Consider the following 15,217-nt stretch of genomic DNA (forward strand, 5'->3'; position numbering starts at 1 on the left):
GATCGAAGTCTCTTGGATTCAAGTATTTGGCCCCGCAACAGCGGAACGAGAGCATAGGCCGTGCACAACAGGCAAGCGGGGCTGGCGGCATGGCCGTTTGAGCAAAACGACAGACAGCGCTGAAAAACCGTTGATTTGCAGGCGTATGTGGCGCAGGCGACGAATAAATTAAACTTTCGTCATGTGCCCATGCAGACCGCGATTCCGCCGAGTTCAGTGCCGTCAGCCGCTGACGGCGCTATCCTTGACCTGACCACCGGCCCGCTCCGCGACCGCATGCTTCAGCTCGATCCGGTCGCGCTGGGAAATCCCGAGCAGGTCGGAAGCACGCCAGACGACATTGTCCTCGAACTCGCTGACCTGGCCGTCGGCATAGACCAGCTCCCACATCATCCGGACGATGCGCTTGCGCCCCTCCTCGTCGAGCGAGCGCATGATGACGCTGGTGAAGTGATAGAGGTCCACCGCCTCGCCCTCTACCTGGGTGGCGTCCGCGATCAGACGATCCGCAGTGCCGCGATCGAGCCCGAAATGGCTTTCGATCAGGCTGTGCAGCTTGCGCTGCTCGGCCGCGCTCGGCTGGCCGTCCAGCGAAACCACGTGGACCAGCAGTGCAGTGGCCGCCAGCCGATAATCGCTGTCGCCGAATGCGCGGTCCGAGGCTTGAGGACCGACAATGTCGGAGATGAATTGACGTAAGCCGTCGAGCATAAGGTCCTACCGAGATCGATGACAGCCGCAAGGAGCGCGGCTGTTGCCAGCATTATATGAGCGGGAAACTCAACCGGCGCAACGTGCGTCAGTTCCGCGCTGCATTACTTTTCGGCAATCTGCTTACTGTCATTCCGGGGCGCGCACAGCGCGAACCCGGAATGACAGTTTGAGGCTCACGGTATCTCGTACACCACCATCTTGTCGGCGATGCCGCGCAGCGCGGCCTGCTTCTGGATCGGCCTGATCGCGCGCCGCTCGAGCACCTCGGCGACTGCGGGAGCGTCCAGCACCGGGCCGGTGATGTGGATCTCCTGCGCGGTCGACAGGCTCTGCACGCGGGCGGCAATGTTGACGGTCTGGCCGAAATAATCCTGCCGCTCGTTGAGCATCACCGCGAGACAGGGACCTTCATGGATACCGATCTTGACGATGAGATCGTCGGTGCCGCGCTTCTTGTTGAGCTCGTCCATGGCCGCGCGCATCCGCAGGCCGGCGACGATGGCGTGCTCGGGACGGACGAAGGTCGCCATCACGGCGTCGCCGATCGTCTTCACCACCGCGCCCTTCTCGGAGGAAATGATCTCGAGCAGCGCATGAAAATGCGCGCGCACGAGATCGAAGGCGGCGAGATCGCCGACCCGCTCGTACAGCGCGGTCGAGCCCTTCAAATCGGTGAACAGGAAGGTGAGCGAGGTGATCTGGAGGCGCTGATCGAGACTGAGATTGTCCGCCTTGAACACGTCGCGAAACGTCTGATTCGACAGCATCCGCTTGGCGGTGAGGAACGGCTTGCGCTTGCCGATGAGGTGATGGAGCGCCTCGGCCGCGATGAACACCGACGGCAGCACGCGCACGCCGGCCTGGTTCTCCAGCGACAGACGCAGCGGGCCCGGCCGCATCGTCGTCGTGCCCGTGGGGGCCTGGACCTTGTTGTACATGATGGCGAGCTGCTGGCGGTCCTTGGTCGGCTCGCCCTGGACGTCGATGAAATGCGCGGCGTGGGTCACCGGCTCGAAGATGATGACGAAGTCGTTCGGCAGTTGCAGCGACATGGTCGCCTTCTCTCCGGCCGGCAGCTCCATCGTGTCGAGCGTCACCTCATTCGCGAGTGCCGCAAAGGATTCCTTGTTGAAGTCGACGCCGGAGCTCCAGAACACCTGCTTGAAATATTCCCAGACCGGGAGCGTATCGGGAGCGTGCGCCGCGATGCGCCGGACGCGCGGGTTCACGGTGAAGGAGACCTCGACCTGGTCGTCGACGGAGGCTTTGTAGCCACAGGCGCAGAGTGCGCAGTGATAATCGTCCGGCTTGAGCGCCTTCAGCGTCGAGTGCGCGCCCAGCACGCCGCCGCAGCCCGGGCACAGCACGTTCCAGCCCAGGTCGAACAGTCCGAGCCGCGCCGAATGCAGGAACGCCGAGATCACGCGCTCCTCGTCGAGACCGTGCTGCCTGGAAAAATCGAGCACATTGACGCGGTTGAGCTCGTGATCCTCGCCATCCTCGATGAGGCGCGCAATCGCATCGGCCACCTTCGGATCGGCGGTCTGTTTCAGAACGGAAAACTGGGCCTGGATGTCGCTCATGGCGGGGCTCTATCTAGGGTGGATCACGCCATCGGCCAGACGAGCGCCCGTCACCGACGCGTGATGCGGAACATGGGTGAGTGGTCCGGCTGGGTCGTGACGACGCCGAGCGGGATCACGGGATTCGCAGTATCGGCGAGCTCGACACGGAATGCGCCGATCAGCCGGGCCAGCGCCAGCACGGATTCGGCCTGGGCAAACGGCGCGCCGATGCAGACGCGCGGACCTGCACCAAACGGCAGGTAAGCAAAACGGTCCGGCGCCTCTTTCGACAAGAAGCGCTTTGGAACGAACGCGTTCGGCTGATCCCACAGCTTCTCGTGCCGGTGCAGCAGCCAGGGTGCTATCATGATGATGTCTCCCTTGCCGATCTCGACACCGGCCGCATTGTCCTTCTCGCGTGCGGCGCGCGCGACCAGGAAGGCCGGCGGATAGAGCCGCATCGTCTCGTCGATCACGGCACGGGTGAATTTCTGACGATCGATATCGGCCATGCTGTCGAGATGCTCGCCGCGGGTCTCGGACGCCACTTCCTCCTGCGTATCGGGATCGAGCGCGAGCAGATAGAGCGCCCAGAACAGCGCCGTCGCCGTGGTCTCGTGACCGGCGAGGATCATGGTCGCGACCTCGTCCACGAGCTGCTCGTCCGAGAAACCCTTGCCGGTTTCGGGGTCACGGGCCTCGTCCATGAGATCGAACAGGTCGCGCGGCGGCGCGCCGTCCTTCTTGCCGACCGCACGTCGTTCGGCGATCAGCATCGCGACGAATTCGGTCCAGCGCCCGCGGAAACGCGCCCGCGCAAAATCCATCGGGCTCGGCCAGGACACCGGCAGCACCATGTCGAGGAAATAAGGCCGTCCCAGCCGCGCGGCATATTCCATGATGAAGTTGCGCAATGTCGCGCCATGCCGGTCCATGCCGAACGAGAACATCGTGCGCCCGGCGATCTCGAGCGTCATGCGCTGCATGACCTCGCGCAGGTCGACCGGCTCGCCGGTTCGCGTGTCGAGCTTTGCGATGGTCTCGTCGAGCACCGTCGTCATATGGGGGACGAGATTTGCGGTGGCGCGCGGCGTGAAGGCCGGCGCGAGGGTGCGGCGCTGAAAGGTCCAGGAATGACCTTCCGCGATCAGAAGGCCGTCGCCGAGCACCGGGCGCAGCATGCGGATGCCGGCCGGCGTGCGCGTATAGTTTTCGTAATTGCTGAGCAGAACGTGCCGGATCGCGTCCGGCTGGTTCAGGATAAAACTGTTGCGGAAAAAGAAGCGACCCGGGATGACCTCTTCCTCATAGGCGCGCTGCCCCCAGGTCGCGATCATGTTCTGCCTGACAACCGCGAGCCGGCCGAAGAACGACATGTCGTCGGGCGCACGCGGGGGAGCCGGAGGGATGACGGGCCGACGCACGCTGGCGATATTCATGGCTCCCTCCCGAGAGATGTGACGCAGGCAAATAGCTAATAAGTCAGCTCGGCGATCGCAATCCTGTTCTCGGCGGCAGGCCAGGCACGCGCCACGATCCGTTCTTCGCCAAACTGGGCCACGATGTTCCGCCCGACCTCGCCGGCCGGAAGCCGCAGGGTTGCTGCCGCATCCGTGGGCACGCCCGGCTTGACGTCGGCCGGCTCCTTGCCATCGAACAGCACCACGTCCCGCGGCAAGCCGAAATAGCCGCGCGGCCGCGACATGATCACGACCGCGCCTGCGTCCTTGTCGGCCGGCCCGAGCGGGCGCGCAGGCCGCAGATGCACGACCTCGGACGAGCGCGGGAATGGCGAGCGATAGAAATGCGTCGTCGGCGCGGCCGGCGACGTCAGGACGAATTCGAGCGACCATGTCGGATCGACCTGTGCCGGCCCCCAGCGTCCGTCAGCACCGGTCTTCGAGTTGTGCAACGCACCACCCTTGCGCTCCCCGGTATCAGGATCGACACGGAAGACATCGACGGTTGCGCCCGCGACCGGACGATTGGTCGGAACACCGCCTGGCGTGCCCGTGACAAGCCCGCTCAGCGTCACGCTGGTCTCCGGCACGATTGCGATGCGGGTGGGCTCGCGACCGGCGATGAACCTGTAGATCTCCCGGAACGCGCGCGGATGAAACGCCACCTCGCGATGATCGAGCGCGCCGAGCGCGAGATTGGTGGCGCCCTTCAGCTCCGGTCCCTCGGCAGTGACATTGGTCGGCGTGCCGGGCTTGCCGATAAACCGTCCATCGGGCTGGGCATATTTGTCCAGGCCGTCGCTGCGCAGCGTAAGGAAGGCGACGCCCGCCGTCACCTCGCTGTCGCCCGCGTTCAAGCCGCGAAGGAACTCGCCGCGGCCGTTGAACTCGTTGTTGGGCTGGTCATCGGTTGCGAACACGCCGTGATTGGGCGTGCCGCACAGCACGGCATGGCTGACATCTCCGGCAGTGCCGTTCTTGATGACATTGCGAATCGCATAGCCGCCGCGCGAGCTGCCGACCAGGGCCACGCGCGCCGCGCCAGTGCGGCGCTTCAGCTCGGCGATGGCAGCAGTGAGCTCGCGGCGCTGGTCCTCGGTCGAGGAGCGGTTCGCCTGCTCGACCTTGTCATCGCTGCGCGCCAGAGGATCGGTGAAATTGATCGCCATCGTCCGCTCCCGGGCGATGCCGTTCGATTCCATTCGCCACAAGGTCGTCATCCAGAGCGCGTCGTAATCGCCATTGCCGTGGACGAACAGGATCGGCGGCACTTCGGTGCTCGGCGTGGCCGCAGATGCGGTCTGGGCCATCGCGCCGGCCCGCAAGCTCGCAACCGCGAAAGGCAAGCTGCCAACGCCCTGCAGGATCGTCCGTCGCGACAGCTTCATGCGTTCCTCCCGAGCAAACCGCCTCTTTGCACCGCTTATAGCGGCCTAACCACTGGACAGCGAAGGACTTTCGCGGGCATCACTGAATTTGCCGGAATCGCCCGGGACCATTTCTGCCACACCGTTTGGAAGGGGATATGACCGAGCAGCCGAACCGCCAGAAAATGGCCGCCACCGGCATCACTGCGCCCCTGCGGTACACATTGTTCCGGCGCATCTGGCTCGCCAGCCTGCTCTCCAATCTCGGCCTCCTGATTCAGGGCGTCGGCGCAGCCTGGGCAATGACGCAGATGGCGGCGTCGGCCGACCAGGTGGCGCTGGTGCAGACCGCCCTGATGCTGCCGATCATGCTGATCTCGATGCCCGCGGGCGCCATCGCCGACATGTATGACCGCCGCATCGTGACCCTGGTCTCGCTGTCGATCGCGCTGACCGGCGCGACGGCGCTCACGATCCTGGCCGGGCTCAAGCTCATCACCCCGGAAGCGCTGCTCGCCTTCTGTTTCGTCGTCGGCAGCGGCAACGCGCTGTTCGGTCCGGCCTGGCAATCCTCGGTCAGCGAACAGGTGCCGCCCGATGCACTGCCTTCGGCCGTCGCGCTGAACGGCATCAGCTACAACATCGCGCGCAGCTTCGGTCCCGCGGTCGGCGGCGTCATCGTCGCCGCACTCGGCGCCGTCGCCGCGTTCGCCTGCAATGCGATCCTCTATCTGCCGCTGCTGGTGGTGCTGCTGCTCTGGCGCCGCGCGGTCGAGCCCTCGCGCCTGCCGCGGGAAAAGCTCAACCGCGCCATGGTCTCGGGCTTCCGCTACATCACCAATTCGCCGCCGATCAAGATCGTGCTGTTGCGCACGCTGGTGATGGGTCTGATCGGCGGCGCCGTGATGGCGCTGATGCCGCTGGTCGCACGCGACCTCTTGCATGGCGGCGCGCAGACCTATGGCATCATGCTCGGCGCCTTCGGCATGGGCGCGGTGATCGGCGCACTCAACATCCACGAATTGCGCAAGCGCATGAGCGGCGAGGCCGCGATCCGCGCCTGCACCATCTCGATGGCGTTTGCGATGGCCGCCCTCGCCCTGAGCTCGGAGCCGGTGCTGACGGCAACCGCGCTGGTCCTGGCCGGAGCGGTCTGGATGGCTGCGATCGCGCTGTTCAACATCGGCGTGCAGCTGTCGGCGCCGCGCTGGGTCGCGGGCCGCTCGCTCGCGGCGTTCCAGGCCTCGATCTCCGGCGGCATCGCGATCGGCGCCTGGGGCTGGGGCCATCTCACCGACTATGCCGGCGTCGAGATCGCATTGCTGACGGCGGCAGGCCTGATGCTGATCTCGCCGCTGCTCGGCATCTGGCTTGCAATGCCGCGCGTCGGCGCCCGCAACGAGGATGCCGAGGTGCTCGCCGATCCCGAGGTGAAGCTGTCGCTCACCGGGCGTAGTGGGCCCCTGGTGGTCGAGATCGAATACCGGGTCGCCCAGGAGAACGCGCGCGCGTTCCACAACGTGATGCAGGACGTGCAGCTCTCGCGCCAGCGCAACGGCGCCTATGGCTGGTCGATCGCACGCGACATCGCCGATCCGGAATTGTGGACCGAGCGCTATCACTGTCCGACCTGGTTCGACTATCTGCGTCAGCGCAACCGCTCGACCCAGTCCGAACGCGCGCTGCATCAGCAGGCGATCGATTTTCACATCGGACCCGAGCCGGTGCGGATCCGCCGCATGCTCGAACGTCCATTCGGCTCGGTGCGCTGGAAGGACGACACGCCGGACCGCGCCAATAGCGAGGTGCTGCCGGTGGTCGCGACCGCGGCGGGGAGCAGTACGTAGGTCTCTCGTCATTCCGAGGCGCGCCGTTAGGCGTGAACCCGGAATCCATTTATCTCAGGAGCTTGTCGTTCGATGGATTCCGGGCTCGCGCCGAACGGCGCACCCCGGAATGACGATCACTGCCCATGCTCCGTCAGCATCTTGTCGCAGGCCTTGCTGAGGCGGGCGCGGTGCTGCTTCAGGCAGGCGAGCACGGCGCTATCGCCATTGTTCATCACCGCGCGGCAGAAGCGGGTGACGTCGCGCGCGCAGGCATCGTGGCCGGCCTGCTGCTGCGCCGACGCGCCCGATGCGCACATGAGCAAAGATATGATGAAAAGAAATCTGGCCATCGCGTAATGCCTCGCAGCGCAAAAAAAGTGCGGGCGAAGCTAGTGCGGCGGTCCCGACGCTGCAACGGCTTTATTGCCAAGCGGGCCGAGCGCCGGCGCGCGGCCCGCGGCTTGACGCCGGGGCCCGTCGCGAGGGGAGCTGACCGGCGCAACGATCCCGGTTGCGCGCTCCTACTGCTTGTCCTGGGCGTCAGCGACCTTGCGTGAGGCGCCCTTGGCGAGGTCCTTGTCCATCACCGCGCGGCAGCCGGCGCTCAGATCCGAACGATGCTTGATCATGCACGCCGTGATCTTCGGGATGTTGGGGATCTCCGCCGAGCACAGACGGAAGGCATCGCCGGTGCACATCTGCTGCGCCTCGGCCGAGAAGGCGAAGCTGGCACTCGTCGAAGCGATCGAGACGATGGCGACCAAGCCCAGAGCCAGGCTGGTGTCGCGGATCTTGCTGGTAAACGACTTGGCGTTCAGAGACCTGGTCATTTGAAGCTCCCATTGGCACCGCGGAAGACGGGCCGGTTGTTGATGGGAGCCACGATGCTCCGGCAAAACCGTTTCCACTGTGATGACGCTCACGGGAGACCCATCCTCTGTGATCCCGGTCACTTTGGCGCACCCGACTGAAATTCCTCCGCAACCGCTGTCGTGTTGGCGTGACGTTAACTCTTGGTTCGCATTAATGGCTGGTCGCGCGGAAGATTCCGCCGGTTTGGTTGCGTAATTGGAAAGAGTTGCGATGCGTAATGCGTTGGGCCTGATGCTGGCCAGTGTAGTTGCGGCGGTCGTGATCGCCGCCGGCGGTTGGTTTTATTATTCCGCGCGCGCCGATCAGGGCGCTCCCAAGACAGTTGCCGCCCGTGCCGCCGATCAACTGCCGGCACAGGCGAAGCTCGCCGCCAGGGATGACGTCGAGACCACCGCGACGATCGCGGCCAAGCCGGCGGCAGCCGCTCCGGCACCCGCGCCTGCCCCGACCATGCCGGTGCAGCCGAAACAGGCCTGCGCCAATCCGAACGCGCTGGGTGTGTCCCGCGTCGTCGAGATCGACACCACGGGCGGCCCGGGCTTCGGCTTCGAGCATTTCAAGCAGTTCGACTTCCTCGCCGACAAGGAGGTCGTGCTGACCTTCGACGATGGTCCGTGGCCGGTCAACACGCCCGCTGTACTGAAGGCGCTCGCGGATGAATGCACCAAGGGCCTGTTCTTCTCGGTCGGCAAGCACGCGACCTATCATCCGGAAATCCTGAAGCAGGTGCTGGCCCAGGGCCACACGGTCGGCACGCACACCTGGTCGCATGTCAACCTCAACAGCAAGAAGATGACGGAGCAGCAGGTCAAGGACGAGGTCGAGAAGGGCTTCAGCGCCGTGCGATTCGCGCTCGGCACCAACCCGGCGCCGTTCTTCCGCTTCCCGCAGCTCCAGCACAATCCCGCGATGGTGACCTATTTCGGCACCCGCAACGTCGCGATGTTCTCGACCGACATCGATTCCTTCGACTTTAGGAAGGGCGCGACGCCCGAGAAGATCGTCGAGACCGTGATGGGAAGGCTCGACAAGCTCGGCAAGGGCATCATCCTGATGCACGACTTCCAGAAGCACACCGGCGAAGCCATGCCGGCGCTGCTCGCGCGGCTCAAGGCCGGCGGCTACAAGGTCGTGCAGATGAAGGCCAAGACGAGCTTCCAGACGCTGCCGGAATACGACGAGGCGCTGCTGAAGGAGCTCAAGGTGCCGACGGCGGGCACGAATGCACGCCCGATCTCGAGCGTGGTGCAGACGGTGTCGCAGTAGGCACTGCCATCCGTTCAGATAGCTTCAACTAGCGTCATGGCCGGGCTTGTTCCGGCCATCCACGGGTTTGGATCAGGGGCGAAGACGTGGATGCCCGGGTCAAGCCCACGGGTGTCCGGTTCAGAGGCCCAAGTGATTCAAATGATTCAGGTTCACACTCGCAAGTCCAGAGTGCCAGCGAATACTTTGAACCGAAGGCATTTCAACCACTTGGAACGACTCTTGAATCTCTGAACCGGACAGCCGTGGGTCAAGCCCGGGCATGACGGCGAGATTGAGGTACAGATCTGCGGCTCACCAATAGATGCCGTGACGATGCAACTCGCTGATGATGCGGCGTTCGGTCCAGCTGCGCTTGTGCTTCGGCTTGTCCGCTCCTGCCGCGCTCTTGGTGGCGGGCCTGGCTGTCGTGACCGGCGCGGAGGTCGTCGTGGGTGTGGTCACCGTCGGGGCGCTCGCCGCGGCCGGCGCGGAGAGCGACACTGCCGGCGGACGCTCGGAATATTTCGGAGCCTCGGTAGCCGGCGCGGCTTCGCTCACCTGCGTCATCGCGGTGCTCGCCGGCGTCGTGGTTTGCGGAGCGAAGGCCTGTTCGCCCGCCGCGGCCAGCGACAGACCGCGAGACGCGCCCGCATGGGCGGACGCAGAAGCCAGCAGCATGGCGGCAACCAGAATGATCTTGCGCATGTGAAGTCTCCCCGTGTTTGGCGTGACCGGGACGTTAGGGGAGTCATGTCCGAGATTATGTGATCGCGATCACCCAGCTGAACGAGCCTCATGAAGGCTGACGCGCTGGTCAAAATTCCGCGTTTGCAGGGATCGGATGAACCAATCTCTTCGGGCTGGACACTTGAGCGCTGGTGCCGCAAGAGGGATTCGAACCCCCGACCCCGTCATTACGAATGACGTGCTCTACCGACTGAGCTATTGCGGCGAACCCTGCCGGGACCTGGGCGATGCCGGTCCCGATACGCGCCCCTGATATCGGGCATGGCCCGAATTGGCAAGGACAAGCGCGGCCTGAAATGCGGCTCACGCGCCCCAGCGGGACCAGAATCCGCGCCAGCCGCCGGCCTGGGCCTTTGGGTGGGCCTTGGGCGTGCCGATTTGTTCCGTAAATTCATCGCTCGGGCCGTCGTCGTCGATTCCGGGATCATCCGGTGCACGGACGATCGGGATGACGGCCTGGACCGGCGCCGATGCCGGCTTGCCGAGGTCGGCCCGGGTTCGGAAGACCGGCGTTGCCCCCGCCGGCGATGATTCGGCCGGCGCCGGCGCCGGATTCACCGGCTCGGAGGGCGTGACCACCGGTTCCTCCTTCGCAGACTCCCTGGCGACCTCCTGGACCTGAGGAGGTGAATTGTCCTGGGCGGCTGGCGCTGACACCGGGGCCGTTACCGGCGGTTCCACCGGAGCCTCGCTGGGAGCGGCAGCCACCCGCTTCGGCGGCGGAGCGGCCAGCATCGCTTCCTCGAAGGCCGAGGATTCGATCGTGGGGCCCTTGTCCGAGGGCAGGCTCGCGACCGGCGTCTGCCACTGGAACGCATCGAGGCGGCCGGTAACCGGGGAGACCGGACGCCAGCGGTCGCTGACATAGCCGTCCGCGGTCCAGGCGGGATCGAGGCGGGCACGCACCGCGCGCAAGGTCCAGGCGCGGGCGCGGCCGCCGTCACCATGCTCGGTGCGCTCGATCTCGGCCATCAGCAGCGCGACGCGCTGGGTCGGATCCTTGAGATAAGGCGCGAGCACCTCACGCGCACGGGCAAACTCCGAGGCGTCGATCGCGGCGCGTGCGATCGCAAGCTGCCCTTCGACATGACCGGGCTTGTCGGCCGGCGTCTTCGCGGCGAGCGTCTCGACCCGCTGCAAGCGGTGCCACGCGGTATCGCCGAGCTTCACATGCGCATAGGCATCCGCCAGATCGGGATGCGGATTGGCGAGCCAGGCGGCTTCCACCAGCTTCATGGCGCGGCGCACCTGATGCGCCTCGCTCTCGAATTTTGCCGCCAGCACCGCCGCCGGCACCAGGGTCGGCGCGAGCTTGACCGCCTCCATCGCGCTCTCGCGCGCGACGTCGCGGTCCATCGTTTGCAATTCCAGCGCACGCGCGGCGAGCAGGACGCCGCGCTGCCGGCGATAGGTCTGCTTGTCGATCTGCCCCGCGCGCAGATTCGAGTCGAGGATCGCGACTGCGCCGCTCCAGTCGCCGCGCGCGCAACGGAAGCCGAGCACCGCATGCGAGGCCCAGGTCGAGGACGGCGACAGCTTGATCGCTTCCTCCGCGATCATCACCGCGCCGACCGCATCGTCGGCACGCTGCGCCTCGATGAACAGGCCGCGCAGGCCGAGCAGCCGCGTATCCTCGCGCTCGGCCATGACGCGGAAGACGCGCTGCGCCTCGTCGCGATTGCCTTCGAGCTGGGCCGACTGCGCGTGCAGCAGCAGCGCGAGCGGATCGTTCGGCGCGTGCCGCCGTGCCGCCTCGGCATGACGGCGGGCGAGCGCAGGATCGCCATGGCCGATCGCGAGCAGGCCATGGGTGATGGCATGACGTCCCCGCGCCTGGCGCTTTTCGTGGCGGCGGCGGCGCAAGCGACCCGGCGTGCGCCAGATCATCGTCAGGATGCTCCAGACCAGCACGACGGCCGCGGCAAAGAGCCCAAGCAGGAACACGAACCTCGGAAGCGTCGTCGAGATGCGGAAACCAGCTGCGGTCAGGACCAGATCGCCGGGCTGATCGGCAACCCAGGCCGCGCCGGCCGCCGCCAGTGCGATCAGGACGAGAAAAAGGACGATGCGAAGCATGGCGATCCCTATACGCGCCGATTGTTGCGCGAACCTTTACTGAAGGGGCTTGACCGGATCCGACTTGGCCGGATCAGACTTGGCCGGATCAGACTTGGCGAGATCCGCCATGGCATCGTCGGCGAATTTGCGGGACGCCGCGAGCGCGGCGTCCCGGGCATCGGTCTTGGCGAGCCAGGCCTGCGCCGGGGCGCGATCGGCCTCGGGCAGAGTCTTCAGCTCGCGCCGCGCTTCCGCGAAATCATTGCGGAGCGCAGCCGCTGTCACGCGCGCAACGATGGCGCCGCGATCGTTGCCGACCCCGTCGGTGCGCTCGATGCGGACGAGTTTTGACGCGCCGGCCTGGAGACGCTCGACGATGCCGGCGTCGCTCGCCGGAGCTTCCGCCGGGGGCGACAGCTTCGGCACGATGTTGAGGAGCTCGCGGCTCAGCGCGGCTGGCGTCGGAATGCCGGAGGATGCAAACATGTCGAGCGGCTTCAGCATGTCGGGCTTGGCCGCCAGCGACCGCGCCGCGGCCAGCTGCGATTGATAGGGATCGCCATGGCGAACGGCAACGTCGAGCAGGGCCGCGGCCACCACATGGCGGAGTGGCTTGTCATCCACCGTCCTGGTGTCGGCGATCTTCTCGCCCTGCTGCGCGAGTTCGGCGCGCTCCGTCTTGCCGGCGCGCTCGAGCTGAGCGATGCGGTCGATGACAGCGGCAAGATCCGGCGCTGCGGCAGGCGCCGCCGCTTTCGCGTCGTTCAGTGCATTCGCAGTCTTGTCGGACTGCGCACGCAGATTGGCCATGTCGCTGCGCAGACTGCCCACGGATTTTTCCAGCGCATCGATCCGCGCCGCCATGGCCGGATCGGCTGCGGGCTTGCCGGCCTTGGCTTCGACCGCGGCAACGCGTGCGCTCAGCGCATCGACTGTCGCACGGGTGACCTCAGGCGCGGCCGGCGGCGCCTGCACCGCGGGCCAGCCCAGCATCCAGCCGACCGCGATCACGACCGCCGCTGCGACAGCTCCGGAGAACGGCGCAATGACCCAGGGGGAAATCGGCGCCGACACGGGTGCGGCCCCGACGGAAACCTGCTCCTCTGCAGGCTCGGACTGAGGCTCGGCCTTGATTTCCTCGGATCCGGGCTCTTCGAACCTGGCCTGCTCCTGCGCGACCTGCTCGGACGCCTCGGGCTCACCCGCGACCTGCTGCGGCTGGGTTGAGACTTCGGTCGCCTCAAGGTCGATGGTGGGCGGGGTGCGCTTGGCACGACCCGTGTCGGGCGCCAATCCTGCATCTTCAGGCTTGTCGTCGGCCATCGTGACGGTTCCTCACACTTCCATTACCCGGGTGAACTCGATGCGTCGGATTCGGCCCGACCTCTTACGCCAAACGGGTGCGCAACGCACGCTCCAAGGTGTCGAATAAGGCACTTTCGTCCGGTGTTGCGGCCACCAGAACCTGTGACGCGCCGGCGTCGCGCAGCACGCCCGCAACCGTCTCGGACAGGCAGCAATGCAGGATAGCCAGGGCCGAGATTTCGACGCCTTCGTCCCGTGCCGCATCCAGGAACGCACGTGCGCTGCGCCGGGAGTAGTGCAGCACCGCCTCGACCCCGTGGGCGGCGAAGCCCTCGCAGACCTCCCGCGGCAGATGCTTGACCGGCGCCATGCGATAAGTGGTCTGCGTGACCACGCGGAAGCCCTCCGCACCGAGTTCGCCGCCGAGGTCGCGCGACAGATCCGCGCCCGCGAGATACAGCAGCGTGCTCTTCTTCAGCACCCTCTCGCGCGCGCTCTGCATCACCTTGTCGCACAAGGAGGCGGCATCGCCGCCAGCGACGATCACCTCGGTGAAACCGGCCTCGCGCGCCGCAGCAGCCGTATGTTCGCCGACCGCAAACAAAGGCAGCTCCAGGACACCGAGGTCCGGCAATTGCGGCGCAACGGCGCGGATCGCGTTGGCCGATGTGACGAGAACGGCACCGTAGGGAGCTTCACTCTCGCCATGGAACGCGGCAGGCTCGAACTTGAGCACCGGCGCAAGCAGCACCGCATGTCCTCGCGCGCGCAGACTTTCCGCCGTCGCCTCATTGTCGGGATGCGGCCGTGTGACAAGAATGGACATTGCTGGTGTTCCCGAGCCGCGTGGCGGTGATGCATGACCCGGACAGCTGCGCGTGACGATTGCGCAAGCCGACCCCGGGATGCTACCGGACCTACCAGAACTCTGCTTTACGGATGAGCGCAAGGGCGCAAATTGGATAACAATTCGCCAATGCTGGTGCTGGGCATAGAAACCACCTGCGACGAGACCGCCGCGGCCGTGATCGAGCGGGCGAGCGACGGCAGCGGCAAGATCCTGTCCAACATCGTGCGGTCGCAGATCGAGGAACATGCCCGCTTCGGCGGCGTGGTGCCGGAGATCGCCGCGCGCGCGCATGTCGATCTGCTCGACGGCATCATCGATCGCGCCATGCGCGAGGCCGGCATTGGCTTCGCCCAGCTCAATGGCGTCGCGGCCGCCGCAGGGCCGGGCCTGATCGGCGGCGTCATCGTCGGGCTGACCACCGCGAAGGCGATCGCAATGGTGCACGACACGCCGCTGGTCGCAGTGAACCATCTCGAAGCGCATGCGCTGACGCCGCGCCTCACCGACCGAATCGAATTTCCCTATTGCCTCTTTCTCGCCTCCGGCGGCCACACCCAGATCGTCGCGGTCACCGGTGTCGGCCAGTATGTGCGGCTCGGCACCACGGTCGACGACGCGATCGGCGAGGCCTTCGACAAGGTCGCGAAGATGCTGGGGCTGCCCTATCCCGGCGGACCGCAGGTCGAGCGTGCGGCGGCAGGCGGCGATGCCACGCGCTTTGCGTTTCCGCGGCCGATGCAGGGACGCCCCGATGCCAATTTCTCGCTGTCGGGATTGAAGACGGCGGTGCGCACCGAAGCGAGCCGGTTGGCCGAGATCACGCCACAGGACATCAGCGATCTCTGCGCGAGCTTTCAGGCCGCCGTGCTCGACTCGACGGCGGATCGGTTGAACGTCGGCCTCAGGCTTTTCCGCGAACGGTTCGGCGCGCCGCGTGCGCTGGTCGCTGCCGGCGGCGTCGCCGCCAATCAGGCGATCCGCGGCGCCCTCGACGACGTGGCGCGGCAAGCCGGGACGCAATTGATCATACCGCCGCCGGCGCTCTGCACCGACAATGGCGCGATGATCGCCTGGGCCGGCGCCGAGCGCCTCGCGCTCGGCCTGACCGACACGATGCAAGCGCAGCCGCGCGCACGATGGCTGCTCGACGCCAACGCGACGGCGCCCGCAGGTTACGGCAATACGCGGGCGGGATTTTAGC

General features: G+C 66.2%; 13 protein-coding genes and 1 tRNA gene. 3 read left to right on the forward strand and 11 right to left on the reverse strand.

What is annotated here, in order from left to right:
• Window positions 1-222: 222 nt before the first annotated feature.
• From XH87_RS14640 to XH87_RS14655, 4 genes are all read right to left on the reverse strand, one after another.
• Complete coding sequence (locus XH87_RS14640) at window positions 223-711, reverse strand: tellurite resistance TerB family protein (RefSeq protein ID WP_271587838.1); 489 nt, start codon at window positions 709-711, stop codon at window positions 223-225.
• 176 nt (window positions 712-887) lie between these two features.
• The gene (locus tag XH87_RS14645; RefSeq protein WP_035703107.1) at window positions 888-2,297 is read right to left on the reverse strand and encodes an adenylate/guanylate cyclase domain-containing protein; all 1,410 of its coding nucleotides are present in this window, start codon (window positions 2,295-2,297) and stop codon (window positions 888-890) included.
• A gap of 50 nt (window positions 2,298-2,347) precedes the next feature.
• Window positions 2,348-3,718, reverse strand: a complete 1,371-nt coding sequence (locus XH87_RS14650; RefSeq protein WP_271587839.1) for a cytochrome P450 — start codon at window positions 3,716-3,718, stop codon at window positions 2,348-2,350.
• 35 nt (window positions 3,719-3,753) lie between these two features.
• Entirely contained in the window at window positions 3,754-5,127 is a 1,374-nt protein-coding gene (locus XH87_RS14655) for a hydrolase (RefSeq protein WP_271587840.1), read from the reverse strand.
• A 137-nt stretch (window positions 5,128-5,264) separates the two neighbouring features.
• On the opposite strand from XH87_RS14655, the gene XH87_RS14660 reads away from it, so the two are divergent.
• Window positions 5,265-6,953, forward strand: a complete 1,689-nt coding sequence (locus tag XH87_RS14660) for an MFS transporter (RefSeq protein WP_271587841.1) — start codon at window positions 5,265-5,267, stop codon at window positions 6,951-6,953.
• 116 nt (window positions 6,954-7,069) lie between these two features.
• Here XH87_RS14660 and XH87_RS14665 read toward each other — a convergent pair whose 3' ends face one another.
• Both XH87_RS14665 and XH87_RS14670 read right to left on the reverse strand, forming a co-directional pair.
• Window positions 7,070-7,285, reverse strand: a complete 216-nt coding sequence (locus tag XH87_RS14665; protein WP_035703114.1) for a hypothetical protein — start codon at window positions 7,283-7,285, stop codon at window positions 7,070-7,072.
• A gap of 171 nt (window positions 7,286-7,456) precedes the next feature.
• The gene (locus tag XH87_RS14670; RefSeq protein ID WP_271587842.1) at window positions 7,457-7,765 is read right to left on the reverse strand and encodes a hypothetical protein; all 309 of its coding nucleotides are present in this window, start codon (window positions 7,763-7,765) and stop codon (window positions 7,457-7,459) included.
• 253 nt (window positions 7,766-8,018) lie between these two features.
• Between XH87_RS14670 and XH87_RS14675 the strand changes: the two genes are divergently transcribed.
• A complete protein-coding gene (locus XH87_RS14675) occupies window positions 8,019-9,074 on the forward strand; it encodes a polysaccharide deacetylase family protein (protein ID WP_271587843.1) in 1,056 nt (351 codons plus the stop codon).
• Between the two features lie 294 nt (window positions 9,075-9,368).
• Here XH87_RS14675 and XH87_RS14680 read toward each other — a convergent pair whose 3' ends face one another.
• The 5 genes from XH87_RS14680 to XH87_RS14700 form a co-directional block, all read right to left on the reverse strand.
• A complete protein-coding gene (locus XH87_RS14680) occupies window positions 9,369-9,761 on the reverse strand; it encodes a hypothetical protein (RefSeq protein WP_271587844.1) in 393 nt (130 codons plus the stop codon).
• A gap of 171 nt (window positions 9,762-9,932) precedes the next feature.
• Window positions 9,933-10,008 (reverse strand) — tRNA-Thr (locus XH87_RS14685).
• Between the two features lie 98 nt (window positions 10,009-10,106).
• On the reverse strand, window positions 10,107-11,879 hold the full coding sequence (locus XH87_RS14690; RefSeq protein WP_271587845.1) for a heme biosynthesis HemY N-terminal domain-containing protein: 1,773 nt from the start codon (window positions 11,877-11,879) through the stop codon (window positions 10,107-10,109).
• A gap of 36 nt (window positions 11,880-11,915) precedes the next feature.
• Window positions 11,916-13,184, reverse strand: a complete 1,269-nt coding sequence (locus XH87_RS14695) for a COG4223 family protein (protein WP_271587846.1) — start codon at window positions 13,182-13,184, stop codon at window positions 11,916-11,918.
• A 64-nt stretch (window positions 13,185-13,248) separates the two neighbouring features.
• Complete coding sequence (locus tag XH87_RS14700; protein WP_271587847.1) at window positions 13,249-13,992, reverse strand: uroporphyrinogen-III synthase; 744 nt, start codon at window positions 13,990-13,992, stop codon at window positions 13,249-13,251.
• Between the two features lie 156 nt (window positions 13,993-14,148).
• Between XH87_RS14700 and tsaD the strand changes: the two genes are divergently transcribed.
• Window positions 14,149-15,216, forward strand: coding sequence for a tRNA (adenosine(37)-N6)-threonylcarbamoyltransferase complex transferase subunit TsaD (gene tsaD, locus XH87_RS14705; protein WP_271587987.1), 1,068 nt, complete (start codon window positions 14,149-14,151; stop codon window positions 15,214-15,216).
• Window position 15,217 lies beyond the last annotated feature (1 nt).

The organism is Bradyrhizobium sp. CCBAU 53415, from assembly GCF_028128735.1.
Taxonomy (GTDB): domain Bacteria; phylum Pseudomonadota; class Alphaproteobacteria; order Rhizobiales; family Xanthobacteraceae; genus Bradyrhizobium.

Coding starts and splice junctions, on each gene's coding strand:
- XH87_RS14645 (WP_035703107.1), bottom strand. CDS start 2,297: ATGAGCGACATCCAGGCCCAGTTTTCCGTTCTGAAACAGACCGCCGAT.
- XH87_RS14650 (WP_271587839.1), bottom strand. CDS start 3,718: ATGAATATCGCCAGCGTGCGTCGGCCCGTCATCCCTCCGGCTCCCCCG.
- XH87_RS14640 (WP_271587838.1), bottom strand. CDS start 711: ATGCTCGACGGCTTACGTCAATTCATCTCCGACATTGTCGGTCCTCAA.
- XH87_RS14680 (WP_271587844.1), bottom strand. CDS start 9,761: ATGCGCAAGATCATTCTGGTTGCCGCCATGCTGCTGGCTTCTGCGTCC.
- XH87_RS14670 (WP_271587842.1), bottom strand. CDS start 7,765: ATGACCAGGTCTCTGAACGCCAAGTCGTTTACCAGCAAGATCCGCGAC.
- XH87_RS14700 (WP_271587847.1), bottom strand. CDS start 13,992: ATGTCCATTCTTGTCACACGGCCGCATCCCGACAATGAGGCGACGGCG.
- XH87_RS14665 (WP_035703114.1), bottom strand. CDS start 7,285: ATGGCCAGATTTCTTTTCATCATATCTTTGCTCATGTGCGCATCGGGC.
- XH87_RS14660 (WP_271587841.1), top strand. CDS start 5,265: ATGACCGAGCAGCCGAACCGCCAGAAAATGGCCGCCACCGGCATCACT.
- XH87_RS14695 (WP_271587846.1), bottom strand. CDS start 13,184: ATGGCCGACGACAAGCCTGAAGATGCAGGATTGGCGCCCGACACGGGT.
- XH87_RS14690 (WP_271587845.1), bottom strand. CDS start 11,879: ATGCTTCGCATCGTCCTTTTTCTCGTCCTGATCGCACTGGCGGCGGCC.
- XH87_RS14675 (WP_271587843.1), top strand. CDS start 8,019: ATGCGTAATGCGTTGGGCCTGATGCTGGCCAGTGTAGTTGCGGCGGTC.
- XH87_RS14655 (WP_271587840.1), bottom strand. CDS start 5,127: ATGAAGCTGTCGCGACGGACGATCCTGCAGGGCGTTGGCAGCTTGCCT.